Source organism: Micromonospora aurantiaca ATCC 27029 (assembly GCF_000145235.1).
Lineage (GTDB): Bacteria > Actinomycetota > Actinomycetes > Mycobacteriales > Micromonosporaceae > Micromonospora > Micromonospora aurantiaca.
In genome coordinates, this window is sequence record NC_014391.1 from 2044396 (window position 1) to 2060247 (window position 15852).

The 15852-nt window shown below is 71.0% G+C and carries 16 protein-coding genes; 9 read left to right on the forward strand and 7 right to left on the reverse strand.

Annotated elements, in window-relative coordinates; translation table 11 throughout:
* Positions 1–63 precede the first annotated feature (63 nt).
* Positions 64–1167 (forward strand): phospho-N-acetylmuramoyl-pentapeptide-transferase, encoded by a 1104-nt coding sequence (gene mraY / locus MICAU_RS09655; protein WP_013285107.1) that lies wholly within the window; start codon positions 64–66, stop codon positions 1165–1167.
* Between the two features lie 17 nt (positions 1168–1184).
* Here mraY and MICAU_RS09660 read toward each other — a convergent pair whose 3' ends face one another.
* Positions 1185–1673: a MarR family transcriptional regulator gene (locus MICAU_RS09660; RefSeq protein WP_225319448.1), complete on the reverse strand. Its 489-nt coding sequence runs from the start codon at positions 1671–1673 to the stop codon at positions 1185–1187.
* Between the two features lie 8 nt (positions 1674–1681).
* Positions 1682–2929, reverse strand: coding sequence for an FAD-dependent oxidoreductase (locus MICAU_RS09665; protein WP_013285109.1), 1248 nt, complete (start codon positions 2927–2929; stop codon positions 1682–1684).
* A gap of 91 nt (positions 2930–3020) precedes the next feature.
* Here MICAU_RS09665 and MICAU_RS09670 point away from each other — a divergent pair, with 91 nt between their 5' ends.
* From MICAU_RS09670 to MICAU_RS33080, 3 genes are read left to right on the forward strand one after another with little or no spacing between them, the layout of a single operon-like run.
* Positions 3021–3404 carry a PadR family transcriptional regulator gene (locus MICAU_RS09670; protein ID WP_013285110.1) on the forward strand — a complete coding sequence of 128 codons (384 nt, stop codon included), beginning with the start codon at positions 3021–3023 and terminating at the stop codon, positions 3402–3404.
* Positions 3401–4072, forward strand: coding sequence for a hypothetical protein (locus MICAU_RS09675; RefSeq protein ID WP_013285111.1), 672 nt, complete (start codon positions 3401–3403; stop codon positions 4070–4072). Before MICAU_RS09670 ends, MICAU_RS09675 begins: the two co-directional genes overlap by 4 nt.
* Complete coding sequence (locus MICAU_RS33080; RefSeq protein ID WP_013285112.1) at positions 4066–4296, forward strand: hypothetical protein; 231 nt, start codon at positions 4066–4068, stop codon at positions 4294–4296. Before MICAU_RS09675 ends, MICAU_RS33080 begins: the two co-directional genes overlap by 7 nt.
* Positions 4297–4382: 86 nt before the next feature.
* Here the strand turns inward: MICAU_RS33080 and MICAU_RS09680 are convergent, their stop codons facing one another.
* The 3 genes from MICAU_RS09680 to MICAU_RS09690 form a co-directional block, all read right to left on the reverse strand.
* Complete coding sequence (locus tag MICAU_RS09680; RefSeq protein ID WP_013285113.1) at positions 4383–4712, reverse strand: cupin domain-containing protein; 330 nt, start codon at positions 4710–4712, stop codon at positions 4383–4385.
* A gap of 98 nt (positions 4713–4810) precedes the next feature.
* Positions 4811–6064 carry a formamidase gene (gene fmdA / locus MICAU_RS09685; protein ID WP_013285114.1) on the reverse strand — a complete coding sequence of 418 codons (1254 nt, stop codon included), beginning with the start codon at positions 6062–6064 and terminating at the stop codon, positions 4811–4813.
* A gap of 21 nt (positions 6065–6085) precedes the next feature.
* Positions 6086–6364 (reverse strand): FmdB family zinc ribbon protein, encoded by a 279-nt coding sequence (locus MICAU_RS09690; RefSeq protein ID WP_013285115.1) that lies wholly within the window; start codon positions 6362–6364, stop codon positions 6086–6088.
* 210 nt (positions 6365–6574) lie between these two features.
* Here MICAU_RS09690 and MICAU_RS09695 point away from each other — a divergent pair, with 210 nt between their 5' ends.
* Together MICAU_RS09695 and MICAU_RS09700 are read left to right on the forward strand one after the other, a co-directional pair.
* Positions 6575–7750: a cellulose binding domain-containing protein gene (locus MICAU_RS09695; protein WP_013285116.1), complete on the forward strand. Its 1176-nt coding sequence runs from the start codon at positions 6575–6577 to the stop codon at positions 7748–7750.
* Positions 7751–7761: 11 nt separating this feature from the next.
* Positions 7762–8886 carry a glycoside hydrolase family 53 protein gene (locus tag MICAU_RS09700; RefSeq protein ID WP_013285117.1) on the forward strand — a complete coding sequence of 375 codons (1125 nt, stop codon included), beginning with the start codon at positions 7762–7764 and terminating at the stop codon, positions 8884–8886.
* Positions 8887–8910: 24 nt separating this feature from the next.
* Here MICAU_RS09700 and MICAU_RS09705 read toward each other — a convergent pair whose 3' ends face one another.
* On the reverse strand, positions 8911–9315 hold the full coding sequence (locus tag MICAU_RS09705) for a DoxX family protein (protein WP_013285118.1): 405 nt from the start codon (positions 9313–9315) through the stop codon (positions 8911–8913).
* Between the two features lie 113 nt (positions 9316–9428).
* Positions 9429–10001 (reverse strand): hypothetical protein, encoded by a 573-nt coding sequence (locus tag MICAU_RS09710; RefSeq protein ID WP_013285119.1) that lies wholly within the window; start codon positions 9999–10001, stop codon positions 9429–9431.
* Between the two features lie 140 nt (positions 10002–10141).
* On the opposite strand from MICAU_RS09710, the gene MICAU_RS09715 reads away from it, so the two are divergent.
* From MICAU_RS09715 to MICAU_RS09725, 3 genes are all read left to right on the forward strand, one after another.
* Positions 10142–11323 carry a zinc metalloprotease gene (locus MICAU_RS09715; RefSeq protein WP_013285120.1) on the forward strand — a complete coding sequence of 394 codons (1182 nt, stop codon included), beginning with the start codon at positions 10142–10144 and terminating at the stop codon, positions 11321–11323.
* 189 nt (positions 11324–11512) lie between these two features.
* Entirely contained in the window at positions 11513–13372 is a 1860-nt protein-coding gene (locus MICAU_RS09720; RefSeq protein WP_013285121.1) for an AfsR/SARP family transcriptional regulator, read from the forward strand.
* A gap of 161 nt (positions 13373–13533) precedes the next feature.
* Entirely contained in the window at positions 13534–15843 is a 2310-nt protein-coding gene (locus MICAU_RS09725) for a fibronectin type III domain-containing protein (protein WP_244879742.1), read from the forward strand.
* Positions 15844–15852 lie beyond the last annotated feature (9 nt).

Below are 15852 nucleotides of genomic sequence, written 5' to 3' on the forward strand. Positions count from 1 at the left end.
CTCCGTCCGCCTCCGGATGGCAAGCTCACGTGTCGTGATCGATGACTTCGTGAAGGGCCGTCCGTGAGGGCGGTCATCGTCGCGGCCGCTGTCGCGTTCGTGATCTCCCTGTTCGGCACGCCGGTGGCGATTCGCGTCTTCAGCGCGCTGAAGGCCGGTCAGCCGATCCGGTCGATCGGGCTCGCCAGCAACGAGGGAAAGAAGGGTACGCCCACGATGGGCGGCGTCGTCTTCATCGTGGCGACGGTCCTCGCGTACGTCGCCGGGCATCTCGCCCTGACCACCCTGCCCGAACGGCAGATCGCGCAGGAGGGGCCCACCATGACGGCCCTGGTGCTGCTCGGGTTGTTCGTCTTCTGCGGCGCGGTCGGATTCTTCGACGACTTCCTCAAGGTGCGCCGGCGCAACTCCGACGGGCTGTCCGCCAAGGGCAAGCTGCTCGGCCAGGCGCTCGTCGGCGGCGGGTTCGGCGTGGCCGCGCTGTACGTGCCCAGCACCAACGGCCAGACCGTGGCCAGCGAGCACATCTCGCTCATCCGCGACATCAGCTGGCTGGACGTCGGCAAGGTCGGCGCGGTCATGGTCTTCATCTTCGTGATCACGGCGATGTCCAACGGTGTGAACCTCACCGACGGCCTCGACGGCCTGGCCACCGGCGCGTCGATCCTGGTGCTCGGCGCGTACTCGCTGATCGGCTTCTGGCAGTACCGGCACTGGTGCGCCGACGACGGGTACGCCCGCGTGAACGAGTACTGCTACCAGGTCCGCGATCCGCTGGAGATCGCCATGATCGCGGCAGCCGCGGCCGGTGCCTGTGTGGGCTTCCTGTGGTGGAACACGTCCCCGGCCCGGATCTTCATGGGTGACGTGGGCGCGCTCGGGCTGGGTGGCCTGATCGGCGGGCTGGCGGTGGTGACCCGTACGACGCTGCTCTCGATCCTGATCGGTGGGCTCTTCGTCATCATCACCACGACCTGGGTGATCCAGATCGTCTCGTTCCGGACCACCGGCAAGCGGGTCTTCCGGATGGTGCCGTTGCACCACCACTTCGAGCTGGCCGGCTGGAGCGAGTCCACCATCGTGGTCCGCTTCTGGATCGTGGCCGGTGTCTGCGTCGCGGCCGGCCTGGGCCTGTTCTACTCGGACTTCCTGGCGACCGTGGGATAGCGACAGGAGACGCCGGTTCAGGTGGACCGCTGGGCGGTGTCGCCGTCGCGGAGGTGGTCCAACTCGGCGAGGTACATCGCCTGGAGGCGGTCGTGGTGCCGGACCAGCAGCCTGACCTCCTCGGCGCTGTAGCCCTCGACGAGCCGTTCCGCCCGCTCGGCGAAACGCTCGTACGGCCGCTCCAGATCGGCGATCCGCTCCGGCCGTATGGTGACGACGACCCGCCGCCGGTCTGCCGGGTCGCGCTCGGTCGTCACGTAGCCGGCCTGCTGGAGCCGGCGGAGCATGCTGGTGACCGCACCGGTGGTGAGGTTGGTCCGCTCGGCGATCTGCCCCGCGGTGGCGGAGCCGATGTCCGCCAGGTAGTCGAGGCACTCCAGGTCGCTCACGGCGAGGCCCAGCCGCTCCGCGATGGCGTACCGGAACACCATGGACAGCCGCGACGTCTCCCGCCCGGCGCGCATGAGGTCGGCGATCGCGGAGGCGCGGGCCGAATCGTGGGACACGCGGGCAATCATGCCTCCGGCACTGTGACCCGGTGCAGCCGAGGTAGCACGCGGGTGAGCACCCAGTGCGGTGCGGCGGCGCCACCGGTGAGGCGGTGCATCAGCCTCGCGGCATTGTCGACGGCGTGGAAGGCGTACGGCACCATCTCGTCCTGGTATCCGGCGATCGCCTCCTCCACGGATGTGCCGTTCCGCCGGGCCTCGACCAGCCTGTGGCCGAGCAGTGCGGCGTCGCGCAGCGCGGTGTTGCCGCCATGAGCGCCGAACGGCGGCATGACGTGTACGGCATCGCCCATCATCGTCGCCCGGGGCACCGCCCACCGGTGCGGGCGCCGGCCGGTGGCGAACAGGTTGAGCACAGTTGCGTCCAGTTCCGCCGTGTCGACCAGCCGTCGGACGAGCGGGTGGAAGTCGATGCTCATCCGGGCCGCCACGTGCCACAGCGCCCGCAGGTCCCCGCGGACGCCTTGAGGCAGCTCGTCCCGCCGGAGCAGCAGTGCCCACATGACGTAGTCGTCGCCGGTGGGGGCGTAGCTGCCCGGAGCCAGGCGCGAGAACGCCTCCCGCGGGCTCTCGCCGAACCGCATGGAGGTGAAGAAGAAGGCGCTGCCGGGCCGGTCGGCGATGGACAGGACTCCGCTGGTACGCAGCGCGTCCGGGATGACGCTTGCGCCGTCGCGCCACAACGGCGACCGGCCGTAGATGCCCGCCATCGGAGTGTCCGCCGGGTCGGCGTCCGGCATGAGCTGCGCGCGCAGCGCCGAGCCGACGCCCTCCGCGCCCACCACGACTGTCGCCGCGGCGGCGCTGCCGTCGGAGAACCGCAGCCGCAGCCCGGCCGGACCGCCGTTGTCCACCGCGACGGCGGCCCTGCCGTAGTGGATGCGCCCGTCCAGCCCGGACTGCAGGATCGACCGCAGGGTCAGCCGGTCCACCTGGCGGGTCTCGTGCGGGTCGTCCTTGAAGGTGATCGTGAAGGCGTCCCGCAGCCGTCTGTCGGTGAAGCGCAGGTGCCCGCCGGGCTCGTCGCCGGTGGCCAGCGCCAGGCGGTACAGCGGGCGGGGCAGGCTCTCGCGCAGCGCCGCCAGCCCGTACCGGTCGAGGATGATCCGGTAGCCCTGCCGCCTGATGAAGGGGCCGGGATCCCGCTCGTAGACGTGCACGTCGATGCCGGCGCGCGTCAGGTACTGGGCCAGGCAGAGGCCGGAGAGGCCGGCGCCGGCGATCGCTACTGAGAAGTCGGTCGATGTGCTCATCCTATTACCTTAATCATTAAGATGATTTGGGCAATGGCCACTGTGAACAGTCACCTTGGACTTATACTCAAGTAGGTTGTATATTCGGCTCATGGGATCTGCTTCGCGTCCCGCGCTACGGGAACCGTCGTACTTCGTCCTCGCTGCCCTGCTCGGTGGGCCGCTCCACGGTTACGCCGTGATCAAGAGGGTGACCGAGCTGTCCGACGGGCGGGTGACCCTCGCTGCCGGATCGCTGTACTCGGTGATCGACCGGCTGCTCGGCGAGGAACTCGTCGCCGCCGACGGTGAGGAGATCGTCAACGGGCGTGCCCGTCGCTACTACCGGCTCACCGACGAGGGCTGCCGCGTACTCACCGAGGAGGCCGACCGGCTCGCCCAGGCCGCCCGGGTGGTCATGGACCGCCTGCCGCGCCGGGTCGCATCGCAGGCAAGTGCCCGTCAACCTTCTACCGTGAGGATCAGACCAGCATGAGTTCCGATGTCCTGGAGAGGCGTTACCGCATGCTGCTGCGGGCCTACCCGGCCGGCTACCGCCGGGAACGCGCCGACGAACTGATCGACACGTTGATCGGCGACGAACCCACCACCCGTCGCTGGCCCAGCGCCCGGGAGGCGGTCTCGCTCCTCCGGGGCGGCCTGCGGGTGTACGGCGGCAGCGCCGCGGCCCGTCCCACTGCCGTGCTGTTCTGGCAGGGCATCCACCTCGGCGCCCTGGCGGTGCTGGCGCTGGGTGTCCTCATCGGCCTGGACGACATCGTCGAGGCGTTCCGGTACGGCGGACTCTCGGACCCGGTGACCGTCCTGCGCAATCAGGGCGTCCACGAGGTCGTGCTGACCGCGGCGCTGGTGGCGCTCGTCGCCGGCCGTGCCCGCACCGCCGCCGTCCTGGCTGTTGCCGCGGCGGTGGTGCCGAGCCTGATCTCCCCGTACCTGTTCCTCAACGGCCTGCCGCAGTGGTGGGCACCGGTTGTCGCCACGCCGCTGATCGTGCTGGGCCTGCGGCGGCCGGCGGACGTGCCGCCGGCACCTCGCGCCAACGCCGTCCTGGTCACCGCCGGAATCCTCGCCCTGCATCTGATCCCCGCGGGTGGCCTCCGCAGGTCGACGCGGTCCCGCGGATCGTCGCCGCCGCCATGGTGATCGCCGGGGTGGCCGCCTTCCTGTGGGTGGCGACCGCCGACCAGCGACTGCTGATCGCGGTCGTCCCGACCCTCCTGCTGGGCACGCTCCACCAGCTGGACAACGCCGGGTTGACGGAAGAACTGCTGCGCCGGCCGGACGCCCTGCCGTCCCTGACCGTCGCGGTCCTCATGGCGGTCGGCGCGATCGTCTCGACCCGGTTGCGGCAGCGCACCCGCGCCTGACCGGCGGACGGGCGGCCCGGCCCCGGCCGGACCGCCCGGCAGGGGCCACCTCCGTCATCGAAGCCCGATGAGGACGCGTGCGGTCGTCAGCGCTTGGCGACGGTGAGCAGCACCGCTGAGTCTTCGAGCGCCTCCAGCGTGTGCCGGCGGTCCGGCACGATCAGCAGATCGCCGGGTGCGCCGTCCCAGGACGTCTCGCCGGCGCCGAGCCGGACCCGGCCGTGCAGGACGTGGACGGTGGCCTCGCCGGGATTCTCGTGCTCGCTGAGCATCTGCCCGGCGGTCAGCGCGATCAGCGTCTGTCGGAGCCTGTGCTCGTGACCGCCGTAGACGGTGGAGCTGCTGCGGCCGCTGGAGGAGCCGTGCGCGAGCTTCAGCTGCTCGCGGGCCAGTGCGGTCAGGGATGACTTCTGCATGAGGTGTCCCATCTCCTCGTCGCGCCGGGCGCGATCCTCGTCCGGGAACCGTAGCGCGGCCGCCCGTCGCCGATCCGCCGGCCCTCAGGGGCACCTGCCTACGGCATGGTGGCCTTCGGGGCGCCCTTGCCCGGATCGATCCGGGTCGGACCGGAAGCCGAGGGGCGGATGTCGAAGTCGAAGATCTCGGTGGGCAGGTAGACGGTCGCGCAGGAGTTGGGGATGTCCACCACGCCGGAGAGCCGGCCCTCGATGGGTGCGGCACCGAGCAGCAGGTATGCCTGTTCCGGCTGGTAGCCGAAGCGGGTCAGGTAGTCGATGGCGTGCAGGCAGGCGCGCTGGTAGGCGAGCTGCGAGTCGAGGTACCGCTGTTCGCCGTCGAGGGTGACCGAGAGCCCGGAGAAGGCCAGCCACTGGGAGAACTGCGGCGGGGTGTCGCCCGGAATGAAGATCGTGTTCTCGGCGACGCCGTACGTCTGCATGCCGTTCTTGATCAGGTCTACGTGCAGGTCGACGAAGCCGCCCATCTCGATGGCGCCGCAGAAGGTGATCTCCCCGTCGCCCTGCGAGAAGTGCAGGTCGCCGAGGGACAGGTTGGCTCCCGTCACGTACACCGGGTAGAAGACCCGGCTGCCGACGGTGAAGTTCTTGATGTCCTGGTTCCCGCCGTTCTCCCGGGGCGGAGCGGTCCGCGCCGCCTCCGCAGCGACCCGGTCGAAGTCGGCGCCGGTGAGGCTGCCGAGGATCGCGTCCTGCGGCTCGGGGGGCAGGGCCAGGGGCGGCACCCGGTCGGGCGCGGTGGCGATCAGCGCCCCCTCCCGCTGGTTCCAGGTCGCCAGCAGCGACGCGGACGGGGCGGTGCCCATCAGCCCCGGGTGGGAGATCCCGGTGAACGAGACCCCGGGGATGTGCCGTGAGGTGGCCTTGTGACCGGTGAAGTCCCAGACCGCCTTGTAGGCGTCGGGGAATTGCTCGGTCAGGAAGCCGCCGCCGTTGCCGGTGGGGAAGATGCCCGTGTAACCCCAGCCCTGGCCGGCCAGCGGACCGGACTCCTGCGGGATCGGGCCCATGTCGAGGATGTCGACCATGAGCAGGTCGCCCGGCTCGGCGCCCTCGACTGCGAACGGGCCGCTGAGAGCGTGGACCCGGGTCAGCGGAGCGTCCCGGATGTCCTCGGCGGAGTCGTCGTTGTGGATCGCGCCGTCGAACCACTCGCGGCAGTGGACACGGAACGACTGTCCGGGCCGTACCGTCGCCACGGGCGGGACGTCGGGATGCCAGCGGTTGTGCCCGACCTTCTCCTGGTCGGTGAACCTCTTCGTGGAGTCGAGGGGGAACAGCAGTTCAGGCACGGCGTTGAGCCCTTCTCGTGGTCACCATCGGGGCAGGCGGGCGTGGGCCGGGTTCGTCGAGTGACGCGCCGGGCGACGGCCGGGCACCCGCCCGACGACCTCCGGCTGTTCCGCGCTGCGCTCGGTCCGGTCCACGGCCTCGCGCAGCGCCGCCGGTATGCGGGTGAGCCGGGGCGCGGAGAACACCCGTGTCGCCGGGAACCCGCACCGGGGGCAGTTCGTCGACGGGCCCGCGGTGCCGACCGGCATCGCGACATCGAAGCTGCCATCCTGCGCGCAGCGGTACTCGAAGGTGGCCATCGCCGCTTCCCGTCCAGCCTTTCGTGCGTGTGGTGGCCGTTCCGCAGCGGCTCACCCTGTCTATCCGATTGTGACCGATTGCGGACATAAGCGGCGCAAAACGACGAATGAGGCGGAGGTCGCGCCTCGCGGCGGGTTGCGGGGCCGTGGCACCGGCCGAGGTGTGGGACACGTTGGCGATCATCGATGTATGGCGGGCATTGTCGACCTATGGCTGCCGTCTTCTCGTCCTCGCTGTTCCGCCGTCTGCGGCCGGGTCTGACGGCCGCGGTCGTGCTGTCCACGGCCTTGCTCGGTGCCGCTCTGGCCGTCGCGCCGTCGGCGGACGCCGGCACCGCGTACCCCGCTGTCGCCCCGGCGCCCGGCGGCGCCGCGGTGCCCGCCGCGGAGCCGACCGGGACGGCGGCGCCGCCCACCTCGACGCCCAGCACGCCCAGCACCACGCCGTTCCCGCCGAGCGCGCCCACGAACCTGACCGCCACCCAGGTACGGACCACGTCGGTCACCCTCACCTGGACGGCCGCCAGGCCCGGCTGCTGCCCCGTCGCCGGGTACGACGTCACCTACTACCAGGCGTTCGACGACGTGGTCTACGGCATCAGCCTCGGCGACGTCACCTCCACCACGATCACCGGCTACATCCAGCCGGGCCGGCAGTACTCGTTCCGGGTGTCGGCCCGGGACGGGTCCGGGCGCCGATCGCCGTCCACCGACGCGCTGACGGTGGTCACCCCGGTGACCGACACCGGCCCGGACACCACCCCGCCGAGCGCGCCGCAGAACCTCGCAGTCGGCGAGGTGACCGCCTCGACCGCCACGCTGTCCTGGTCGCCGTCGACCGACGACGCCGGCGTGCTCGGGTACGACGTCTACCGGTTCGACGGCTGGTTCACCTCGACCCGAGTCGCCACCGTGCCGGGCACCACGTACACGGCGCCGCTGCCCCCGTCGACGCCGCTGCGCAACCTGTACTACGTGCGGGCCCGGGACGCGGCCGGCAACGTGTCGATCGCGTCCAACACGGTCACACTGCCGACGACGTCCACGCCGCCGCCCCCGCCGCCCTCGACCTGCCGGGTGACCTACCGGAACCAGTCCGAGTGGCCCGGCGGTTTCGTGGCCGCGGTGACGGTCCAGAACACCGGGACGACGTCGGTCGACGGCTGGATCGTCACCTTCAGCTTCCCGGGGGACCAGCACGTCACCACCGCGTGGAACGCCACAGTCGGCCAGACCGGCGCCGCCGTGACCGCCCGCAACGCCGACTGGAACCGCGTCATCGCGCCGAACGGCTCCGCGACCTTCGGCTTCCAGGGGCGGTGGAGTGCGAGCGACGCACCGCCGACCGGCTTCTCGCTCAACGGCGCCCCCTGCACTGTCGGCTGAGAGGAAGCCTCGTGACCACACCCCACCGCCGCCGCGCCCTCGCCGGGGCCGTCACGGCCGTCGCCCTCGCCGTCACCACCACATTCGGGGGTACGCCCGCGCCCGTCGCCGCCGCGAACACGCTCAGCATGCGGGGCGCCGACGTCTCCTCGTTGCAGCGCAGCCTGGATCTGGGCGCGAAGTACTACGACGCAGGCGGGGTGGCGCGCGACCCGCTGGACATCCTCAGGTCCGTCGGCCTCAACTACGTCCGGCTGCGCGTGTGGAACAACCCGGCCAGCGGCTACAACAACAAGAGCAGGGTGCTGGCCCAGGCGCGCGTGGCGAAGGCCAAGGGCCTCAAGGTGCTGATCGACTTCCACTACTCCGACACCTGGGCCGACCCCGGCAAGCAGTACAAGCCCGCGGCCTGGGCCGGGCACAGCCTGAGCCAGTTGCGCAACGACGTGTACGCGTTCACCTACGACGTCTGCGCCGCCCTCCGCGGGCAGGGCACCCTGCCGGACAGCGTGCAGATCGGCAACGAGATCAACGTCGGGATGCTGTGGAACGAGGGGAAGGTCGTCAACAACGACTTCGCCCCGCTGGCCGGCCTGCTGAAGCAGGGCTACAACGCGGTGAAGGCCTGCGGCGGCGGCATCCCCGTGATGATCCACACCGCGAACGCCGACAGCAACGCCAACGCGCGGTGGTTCTACGACGGCATCCGTGCCCAGGGCGTGCAGTGGGACATGACCGCCCTGTCGTACTACTGCATGTGGCACGGCAGCCTGGCGAACCTCTACAACAACATCGTCGACCTGCGGAACCGCTACGGGAAGCCGGTGGTGATCGTGGAGACCGCGTACCCCTTCACCCGGGACAACGCGGACAGCGAGCCGAACGCCATCGGCGACGCCACCTGCGACGGCATCGGTGCGACCTGGGCCGGGCAGGCCCAGGAGTTCGACTGGGTCCAGAACACCGCCCGCAACGCCGGCGCCGTCGGTGTCTTCTACTGGGAACCGACCTGGTACGCCGTCAGCGGCAACGGCTGGGATCCGGCGAACATCAACGGCACCGGGAACCAGTGGGACAACATGGCCGTCTTCGACTGGTCCGGGCGGGTGAACCCGGGGGTGCGCTGGACGCCCTGACGGGGTCGGCCGGCGCACCCCCGCTCAGCGCTCGAGGAGCCGGCGAATCGAGTGGCGGCGGCCCCACGCGATGAACACGAACAGCGCGAACAGCACCACGGGCGTGAGCACCAGCGCGCCGCCGTGCAGGATGAACGCCTGGGTGACGGCGGCGCCGACCATGAGCAGCGCGAGCCCGACGGCGGCCAGGCCGGCCAGCCGAGGCACGAGCAGCCCGATGCCACCGGCCAGTTCCAGCAGACCGACGAGATAACGGAACCAGGGCGCGGCGCCCATGTCCTCGAAGGTCTGGACCGCGTTCGTCTCGCCGAACAGCTTGGGGCCGGCGGAGGCGACGATGAGGAAGACCCCGAGGACGATTTGCAGCGCCCACAGCGTCCGGTGCAACCCGCGCGCGACGGGCGGGGGAGTGGTGTCGACGACGGTCATGGTTCTCGTCCCTCCTGGCGGTCTGCCGGTTTCCCGCATCCGATCGGATACACCAGGTCAGACCGGCCGGGGCGCATGAACTCATCGCGCCGGAGAGGGTACGAAGTCCAGAATCAGCTGCCGGAGGACGCGGGCTGGTGGTTCTCAGGGGATGCGAGGCGCTGCTGCAGGCGGTCGGACTGGGCGACTGATCCGCCGCTCACGCCCAGGCCGCGCCGAGCCGCGTCATAGAAGCGATCACGGCACGCGTTGGCCTGCTGGTAGACGTCGGTCAGCGGCTCGGTGGTCTCCCCGACCTCGCGGGCCCGGTGCTCCAGCTGCCAGACCGCCTCGCGCCAGTCCTGCGCGGCGGCGACTGTGGCGGCATCCCCGAGCAGCAACAGGCGTTCCCACGCGAGGGTGTGCCTGATGTCCGCGTCGGCGAGCCGGGGCAGTGCCGCGGCCTTGTCCAGCCCTGAGCGGTACTTGTCGCCGTCCGCCGCGGCCAGGACCCGCAGTGAGATCGCCTGGATCTCCTTGAGGACCTGCGCGAACTCGCCGTACGCCTCCAGTCGTCGTTCGTCCCACCGTACGGATTGACCACGCTTCCACTGACTCCTGGTGGACAGGAAGGTCACCAGACCCGTACCGAGGGCGCCGACGACGACACCGAGCAGCGCGGGCAACTGTGAGACGAACGCATCCATCGGCGCAAGCGTGTCATCCGGCGTCAACAGTTGATCCGGCCCGGGCCGGGGCTCTACGGCGGTACCGCCGGGTCGTGGTTGTGCCGGGCGTGAGCGCGCGTGTCCCACTGCCGCCGCCTGTCCGGCCGTACCATCTCTTGGTGAAGCTCCGCCGTCGGCTGGTCGCCGTGTCACTCCTCCTGGCGGTGGAGGCGACGGCGTTCGCGCTGCTCGTCACCGAGTCGGTGATGGATGCGATCGTCGCCGCCGGCCTCACCTGCGTGTCGTTGTGGCTGCACCTCGTCCTGCACGAGTGCGGTCACCTCGTCGTGGCGAAGCTGCTGCGTCTGCCGGTCATCGCGGTCCGTGTCGCGCCCTTCAACGGCTGGCGCAACGAGGTGTCGGTCCGGCCGTCGCCGTCGATGACGGCGTTACCGCTGCGGATGCTGCTGTTCTATCTCGGTGGCCCGCTGGCCAACCTGTGCGCCGCGACGGCACTCGTCGTCGCGTCGGCGTCCACCGGTACGGCGTTGACGCGGTTGACGCTGCTCGGCGCCGCGTTCGTCGGGGCGCTGCTCGGCCTGACCAACCTCGTTCCGGGGCGTTCGACCCACAGCGACGGCCACAACCTGCTCCGCTGGCTCCGGGCTCCGGCAGCCGCCCGCGAAGGGCTGCGGGCGGGCTACTACCAGGAGGAGGTGGTCAGGGCGCTGCGGGCGGTCGCCCGAGCGGGTGGTGACGTCCACCGGGTCGGGATTCAGGCCCGCGACGGCAGCGATCCGCTCCTGGCCCTCGCTGCCTACCAGCAGAGATTGAGCGCGGGACACACGCAGTCGGCGGATCTGGTCGAGGAGGCCGAGCGGCTCGCGGCGCTGGCTCGCGCGGGCGGCACCGATCCCGCGGCCGCCGCGGCGATCGGCCAGATGCTGAGCCTCCAGTTCGGAATGTGGTACCTGTACGCCGCGGTGGTGACCGGCGCGCCGGTGGATCGCCGGGAGGTGCGGGAGATCTCGGAACTCGCCCGGATCGCCGCCTGGACGCAGCCGCGAGCGTTGTCCGCCCGGATCGTGATGAGCCTGGCTCACCTGCTCAACCAGCGGCCCGAGGATGCGCGATCGCTGCTTCTCGACGTCCGTCCCGGCGCCGAGCCGCGCGACCTCTGCGCCGTCGCGCTTCTTCTGCGGGCGGCCGCCGAGTCGTATCTCGGAAACCACGCCGAGGCGGATCACCTTCTCCGCGCGGCCGGGGGCGACTACCCGCAACTGGCACAGCTCGTGGCCGCGATCCGGGCAGCCGATCCGGCGCCGCCCCTGTTCGCGCCGGCACCGATGGCCGGAGCCTGACCGCTCGACGAGCCGGTGGCTCGTCGCCGTCATGATCTGGTCGGGCGTTTTCTGCGGTGTTTCCGTTACGTCGACACACCGCTACTTGCATTGATTCCCGTCACATTTGGTCCTTATCGAAATGCCTTGTCCTGATCTGCGGGGCCGCCTACTGTGGGCGGCCTCGGAGTTCGACGGGGGAGCGACGGGATGCAATTGGACATTCGGCTTCTGGGCCCTGTCGAGCTGCGGGTCGGCGGCCGGCGCGTCGCGCCGGGACCGGGAAAGCGGCGGGCCGTGCTCGCCGGGCTCGCGCTGGCGGCGAACCGGTCGGTGTCCCTGGACCGGCTGGCCGCCATGGTCTGGTCCGACGTCCCCCCGCCTTCGGCGACGGCCAACCTGCGTTCGCACGCGGCGGCGCTGCGCCGGATGGTGGGCGACCGGCTGGTGACGCGTCCGAACGCGTACGAGCTGCGGATGCAGCCCGACGAACTGGATGTCACCGAGTTCCACCGGCTGGCGGAGAACGGCCGCACGGCACTGGTCAGGGGGTATGCGCTCGACGCCGTTCCCGCGCTCGACGCCGCGCTCGCGTTGTGGCGCGGCGCGGCGGGCGAAGGGCTGCCGACCGGCACCACGCTCGACAACCGCTGGGCGAGCCTGGAGGAGCAGCGGCTTCAGGTGTTCGAGGTGCTGACCGATGCCCGCCTGGCGGTCGGCCGGCATGCCGAGCTGCTACCCGGGCTGCGTGAGCATCTGGCCGCGTACCCGTTGCGGGAACGGGCGTGGGGGCAGCTGATGCTCGCGCTGTACCGCTGCGGTGAGGTGCCGGCCGCACTGGCCGCCTACCGGGACGCGCGCGCCCGGCTGGACCAGCACCTCGGCATCGAGCCGGGCGAGGAACTGGCCGCCCTGCACCGGGCGATCCTGGAACGGGCGCCGGACGTCTCGTACACCCGGCCGCCGCCGGTGATCGCGGCACCGTCGGCCGCCGATCCGGCTCCCGCCGCCGAGACCGGCCGGACGGTGCCCCGGGAGCTGCCACCGGATCTGGTCACCTTCGTCGGGCGCACCAGGGAAGCGGGGGAGGTCAGCACGGTAGCGACGGGCCGCGCACCCGCTGTCGTGGTCGTCACGGGCCCGCCGGGAAGCGGCAAGACCGGGCTCGCCGTACACGCGGCCCACGCGGTGGCCGGTGAGTTCACCGACGGGCAGATCTTCGTCGACGTCGCGTACCGGGCCTCGGTCACCCCGGCGGAGTTGCTGGCCCGGGTGCTGCGCGCGCTCGGCGTCGCGGCGGGCGACATGCCCGACAGCGCCGACGAGCGCGCCGGGCGCCTGCGCTCGCTCACCGCCGGACGCCGGCTGCTGCTGGTCCTCGACGGCGTCACCAGCGCGGCCCAGGTGCGGCCCCTACTGCCCGCCAGTCCCGGTCCTGCCCTGATCGCCGTGGCCCGGCGCGCTCTGGGCAACCTCGACGGTGTACGGCGGGTCGCCCTGTCGCCGTTGGCCGAACCCGGCGCCCGGGAACTGCTGGCCGCGCTCGCCGGTCCGGAACGGCTGGCCGCGGATCCGGGCGCGACAGCCGAGCTGATCGGCCTGTGTGCCGGATCGGTGCTGGCGCTGCGGGTCGCCGGCTCGAGACTGGCGACGTGGCCGGGGATGCCGGTGGCCGCGCTGGTCGGCGAACTCACAGCGGGAGGGAGCACGCTGGATCTGCTGAGTTACGACGACCTGTCCGTACGAGCGAGCCTGGCCGCCGCCGTCGCGGTCGTCGCCTCGGAGGACGAGGTGGCCGGCCGGCTGTTCGAGCTTCTCGCCGCCTGCCCGGAGGCTCCGGCGGCGGTGGACCGTGCCGCGGCGCAACTCGGCGAGTCCACCGAACGGATCAGGCGGGCCATGGAAGGCCTGGTCGATGCGCACCTGGTCGCCCGGGACGGTGCAGCCCGCTACCGGCTGCCGGCGCTGGTCAGGGATTACGCCGCCGAATTGTCGACAGTGCCGTCCGGGCCGGCGTCGCGGCTCGTTCGGGGGAACCCGTTCCTCACGTTGTCGTCCCGGTCCGGGTGATCGATTCTGCCGACCGCTCGGGTCGTCCGGCGAGCGTAGACGACAAAGTATCTCGAATATAGATCGCCGTGACAGGCTCCGCTCGTCATCGACCAATCTCAGTGAGACGGGGCGGCATGTCAGGCTACAGACGTCATCGCTATTTCAGTCGGTCCTTACGCATGACGGCATTCGCCGTCGCGATCCTCCTCCCGCTCAGCATGATCAGCCAGCCGGCATCCGCCCAGGTCGTCACCGAGGCGCAACTGCCGGCATGCGCCGACCCGTCCGTGCCGGACGACGTCAACCACGCGTCCATCCGCCTCGAAGGACCGGCAGCCGGGTCGGAGGTCGCGGTCGACGCGAACGGCAGGATCGCCGTCAGCGGCTACGTGCACAAGCAGGCCACGATGGTGGACGTCTCGGTCGAGAAGACCACCTCGACCAGCTTCACCTACGGCCCGCCGCCGGAGGGCGTCACGGACTGGTCGGCCTCCTGGACCGCCAGCATGCGCCCACCGCGACTGGGTCCGGTGAAGGTCTGCACCCGTGCCCAGCGCGAACCCGGCCGCTACGCACGGATCCTGCGCGACATCACCGTGCTGGACCTGATCCCGCCGAGCAACGTTCCGAACCTGGCGGTCGGCACGATCACGGCCACCGGCGCCAAGGTGACCTGGGGTGCCGCGACCGACAACTACGGTCTCGCCGGATACGAGGTCACCGTCGACGGGGGCACCCCGCACCGGACCACGGTCGGCACCCGCTCGTACTCGATCACCGGACTCCAGCCGTCCAGCAACCACACGGTTTCCGTGGTCGCCGTCGACCTGGCCGGCAACCGGTCGAAGACGCCCGCCACGACGTCCTTCACGACCGACGCCCTGCCGCCGCCTCCCGACGTGGACGCCGGCCTGACCCTGGACCCGGACGAGGGCGGCGCCATGGCCAGCTGGCACCCGAACCCGGCCACCGAGGCGAGCTACCGCGCCTACCTCGACGGCGAGATTTACGACCACTTCGAGCGAGACCAGCTCTGCGAGGACGGCAACGGCAACGTGGCCAGCCCGTGTACGGCGGACAGCGTCATCAAGCTCCCGATCGAGCCGCTCGAGGAGTACACGCCGTACGCCTTCCGGGTGGAGGCGCTGAGCGCCGACGGCACTGTGGTGCGGGAACTCGCCGGCGACTTCACCACGATGATCCACGTGGACGAGCTGTCGCCGGCGGTCACGCAGACCACCGCCAGTGAAGCGTCGCAATGCGCGGGCGCCGGTGGTGACATCTACATCGCGGCCAGCTCGCGTGCGAGTGTGCCGGTGCCCTCCGGCGCCACGCAGATCTTCCTCGGCTGTTACCGCGCAGCCGACACCAGCTGCCTCGACGCCGTCCTGCCACCGTCCGGCGAGAAGCTCGTCGACTGTGCGGACGACCTCACCCGCACGCTGTTCGCCATCGCTCCCTCCGGCCGCGGTCCGGTCATCTCGTCGATCGACGACACGCAGCCCCGGCCGCTGCTGTTGCAGGCGGCTGTGGTGCCGATCGCCTGGTGTCTGAGCAGCGGCGCCTGCGCGACGCTCATCGCTCCCGTCGCGGAGACGGCCGCGGCGGCCGCGGTCGCCCCGGTAGCCGCCGCCAGCATCTCGTGGTGGGTCGTCGGCCTCGGCGGCCTCGGCCTCGGGGCCGCGCTGGGCACGCTGCTCGCCATCCTCTTCCCCGGCACCATCGGCGTCAACGGGCTCATCGAGTACCCGATCTCGCACGACGTCGACTTCGAGCAGTTCGACAACTGGGGCCTGGACGAGGGCGAGTGGTACAACAGCCTGAAGGTCTACGCCGAGGTCATCAAGACGACGAAGCTGGTGGCGAACCAGCGCAACCTGCCCTTCGCCTGGGACTCCACAGAGGACGCGCGCCTCAAGCGGATCATCGACCAGGCATGTACGGCGCAGCGCGGCACCCAGGGCAAGGCCGGATGCGACGACGACATCATCGTCTACGTACCCGGGGCCAAGAACTACAAGGGCGCCGACATGACCGAGACCGGCAAGCACATCGTGGCCGCCATGGGCGACGGCGGATATCCGCAGCCGCCGACCCGGGCGGTGTGGTTCTACCCGGCGCGAAGCGCCGGCGGGCAGGCGGCGCGCGCCAAGGGCCACAGCCGCGGCTGGTTCGGCACCGCGGCGTTCAAACCGAACGCGTGCGACGTACGGGTTCCCGGGCAGACCTGCGACGAGTTCCCGTTCTGGTCGACCGACCAGGCGGTCGACCTGACCGGCCAGGTCGCCAGCTTGAAGCTGGTGTCGACAGCCGAGTCGCTTCCGCAGGCCAACGACATCAACGCGTTCTACGGCAAGTGCAAGGTGAGCGACAAGACCAAGTTCGTCGTGCTGCCGGTGAAGCCGTGGGTCGAGGCCGGCGGCCCGAGCTTCACCTTCAAGCTCAGCGGCGGCGGGGCTAGCCTGTGCATGACGCCCGTGGCACCGTGAGCCGAGGAG

Excerpts from the sequence above, each read along its gene's own strand:
- MICAU_RS09665 (WP_013285109.1), bottom strand. The coding sequence starts at position 2,929 with ATGAGCACATCGACCGACTTCTCAGTAGCGATCGCCGGCGCCGGCCTC.
- MICAU_RS09670 (WP_013285110.1), top strand. The coding sequence starts at position 3,021 with ATGGGATCTGCTTCGCGTCCCGCGCTACGGGAACCGTCGTACTTCGTC.
- MICAU_RS09675 (WP_013285111.1), top strand. The coding sequence starts at position 3,401 with ATGAGTTCCGATGTCCTGGAGAGGCGTTACCGCATGCTGCTGCGGGCC.
- MICAU_RS33080 (WP_013285112.1), top strand. The coding sequence starts at position 4,066 with ATGGTGATCGCCGGGGTGGCCGCCTTCCTGTGGGTGGCGACCGCCGAC.
- MICAU_RS09680 (WP_013285113.1), bottom strand. The coding sequence starts at position 4,712 with ATGCAGAAGTCATCCCTGACCGCACTGGCCCGCGAGCAGCTGAAGCTC.
- MICAU_RS09690 (WP_013285115.1), bottom strand. The coding sequence starts at position 6,364 with ATGGCCACCTTCGAGTACCGCTGCGCGCAGGATGGCAGCTTCGATGTC.
- MICAU_RS09695 (WP_013285116.1), top strand. The coding sequence starts at position 6,575 with ATGGCTGCCGTCTTCTCGTCCTCGCTGTTCCGCCGTCTGCGGCCGGGT.
- MICAU_RS09705 (WP_013285118.1), bottom strand. The coding sequence starts at position 9,315 with ATGACCGTCGTCGACACCACTCCCCCGCCCGTCGCGCGCGGGTTGCAC.
- MICAU_RS09710 (WP_013285119.1), bottom strand. The coding sequence starts at position 10,001 with ATGGATGCGTTCGTCTCACAGTTGCCCGCGCTGCTCGGTGTCGTCGTC.
- MICAU_RS09720 (WP_013285121.1), top strand. The coding sequence starts at position 11,513 with ATGCAATTGGACATTCGGCTTCTGGGCCCTGTCGAGCTGCGGGTCGGC.
- MICAU_RS09725 (WP_244879742.1), top strand. The coding sequence starts at position 13,534 with ATGACGGCATTCGCCGTCGCGATCCTCCTCCCGCTCAGCATGATCAGC.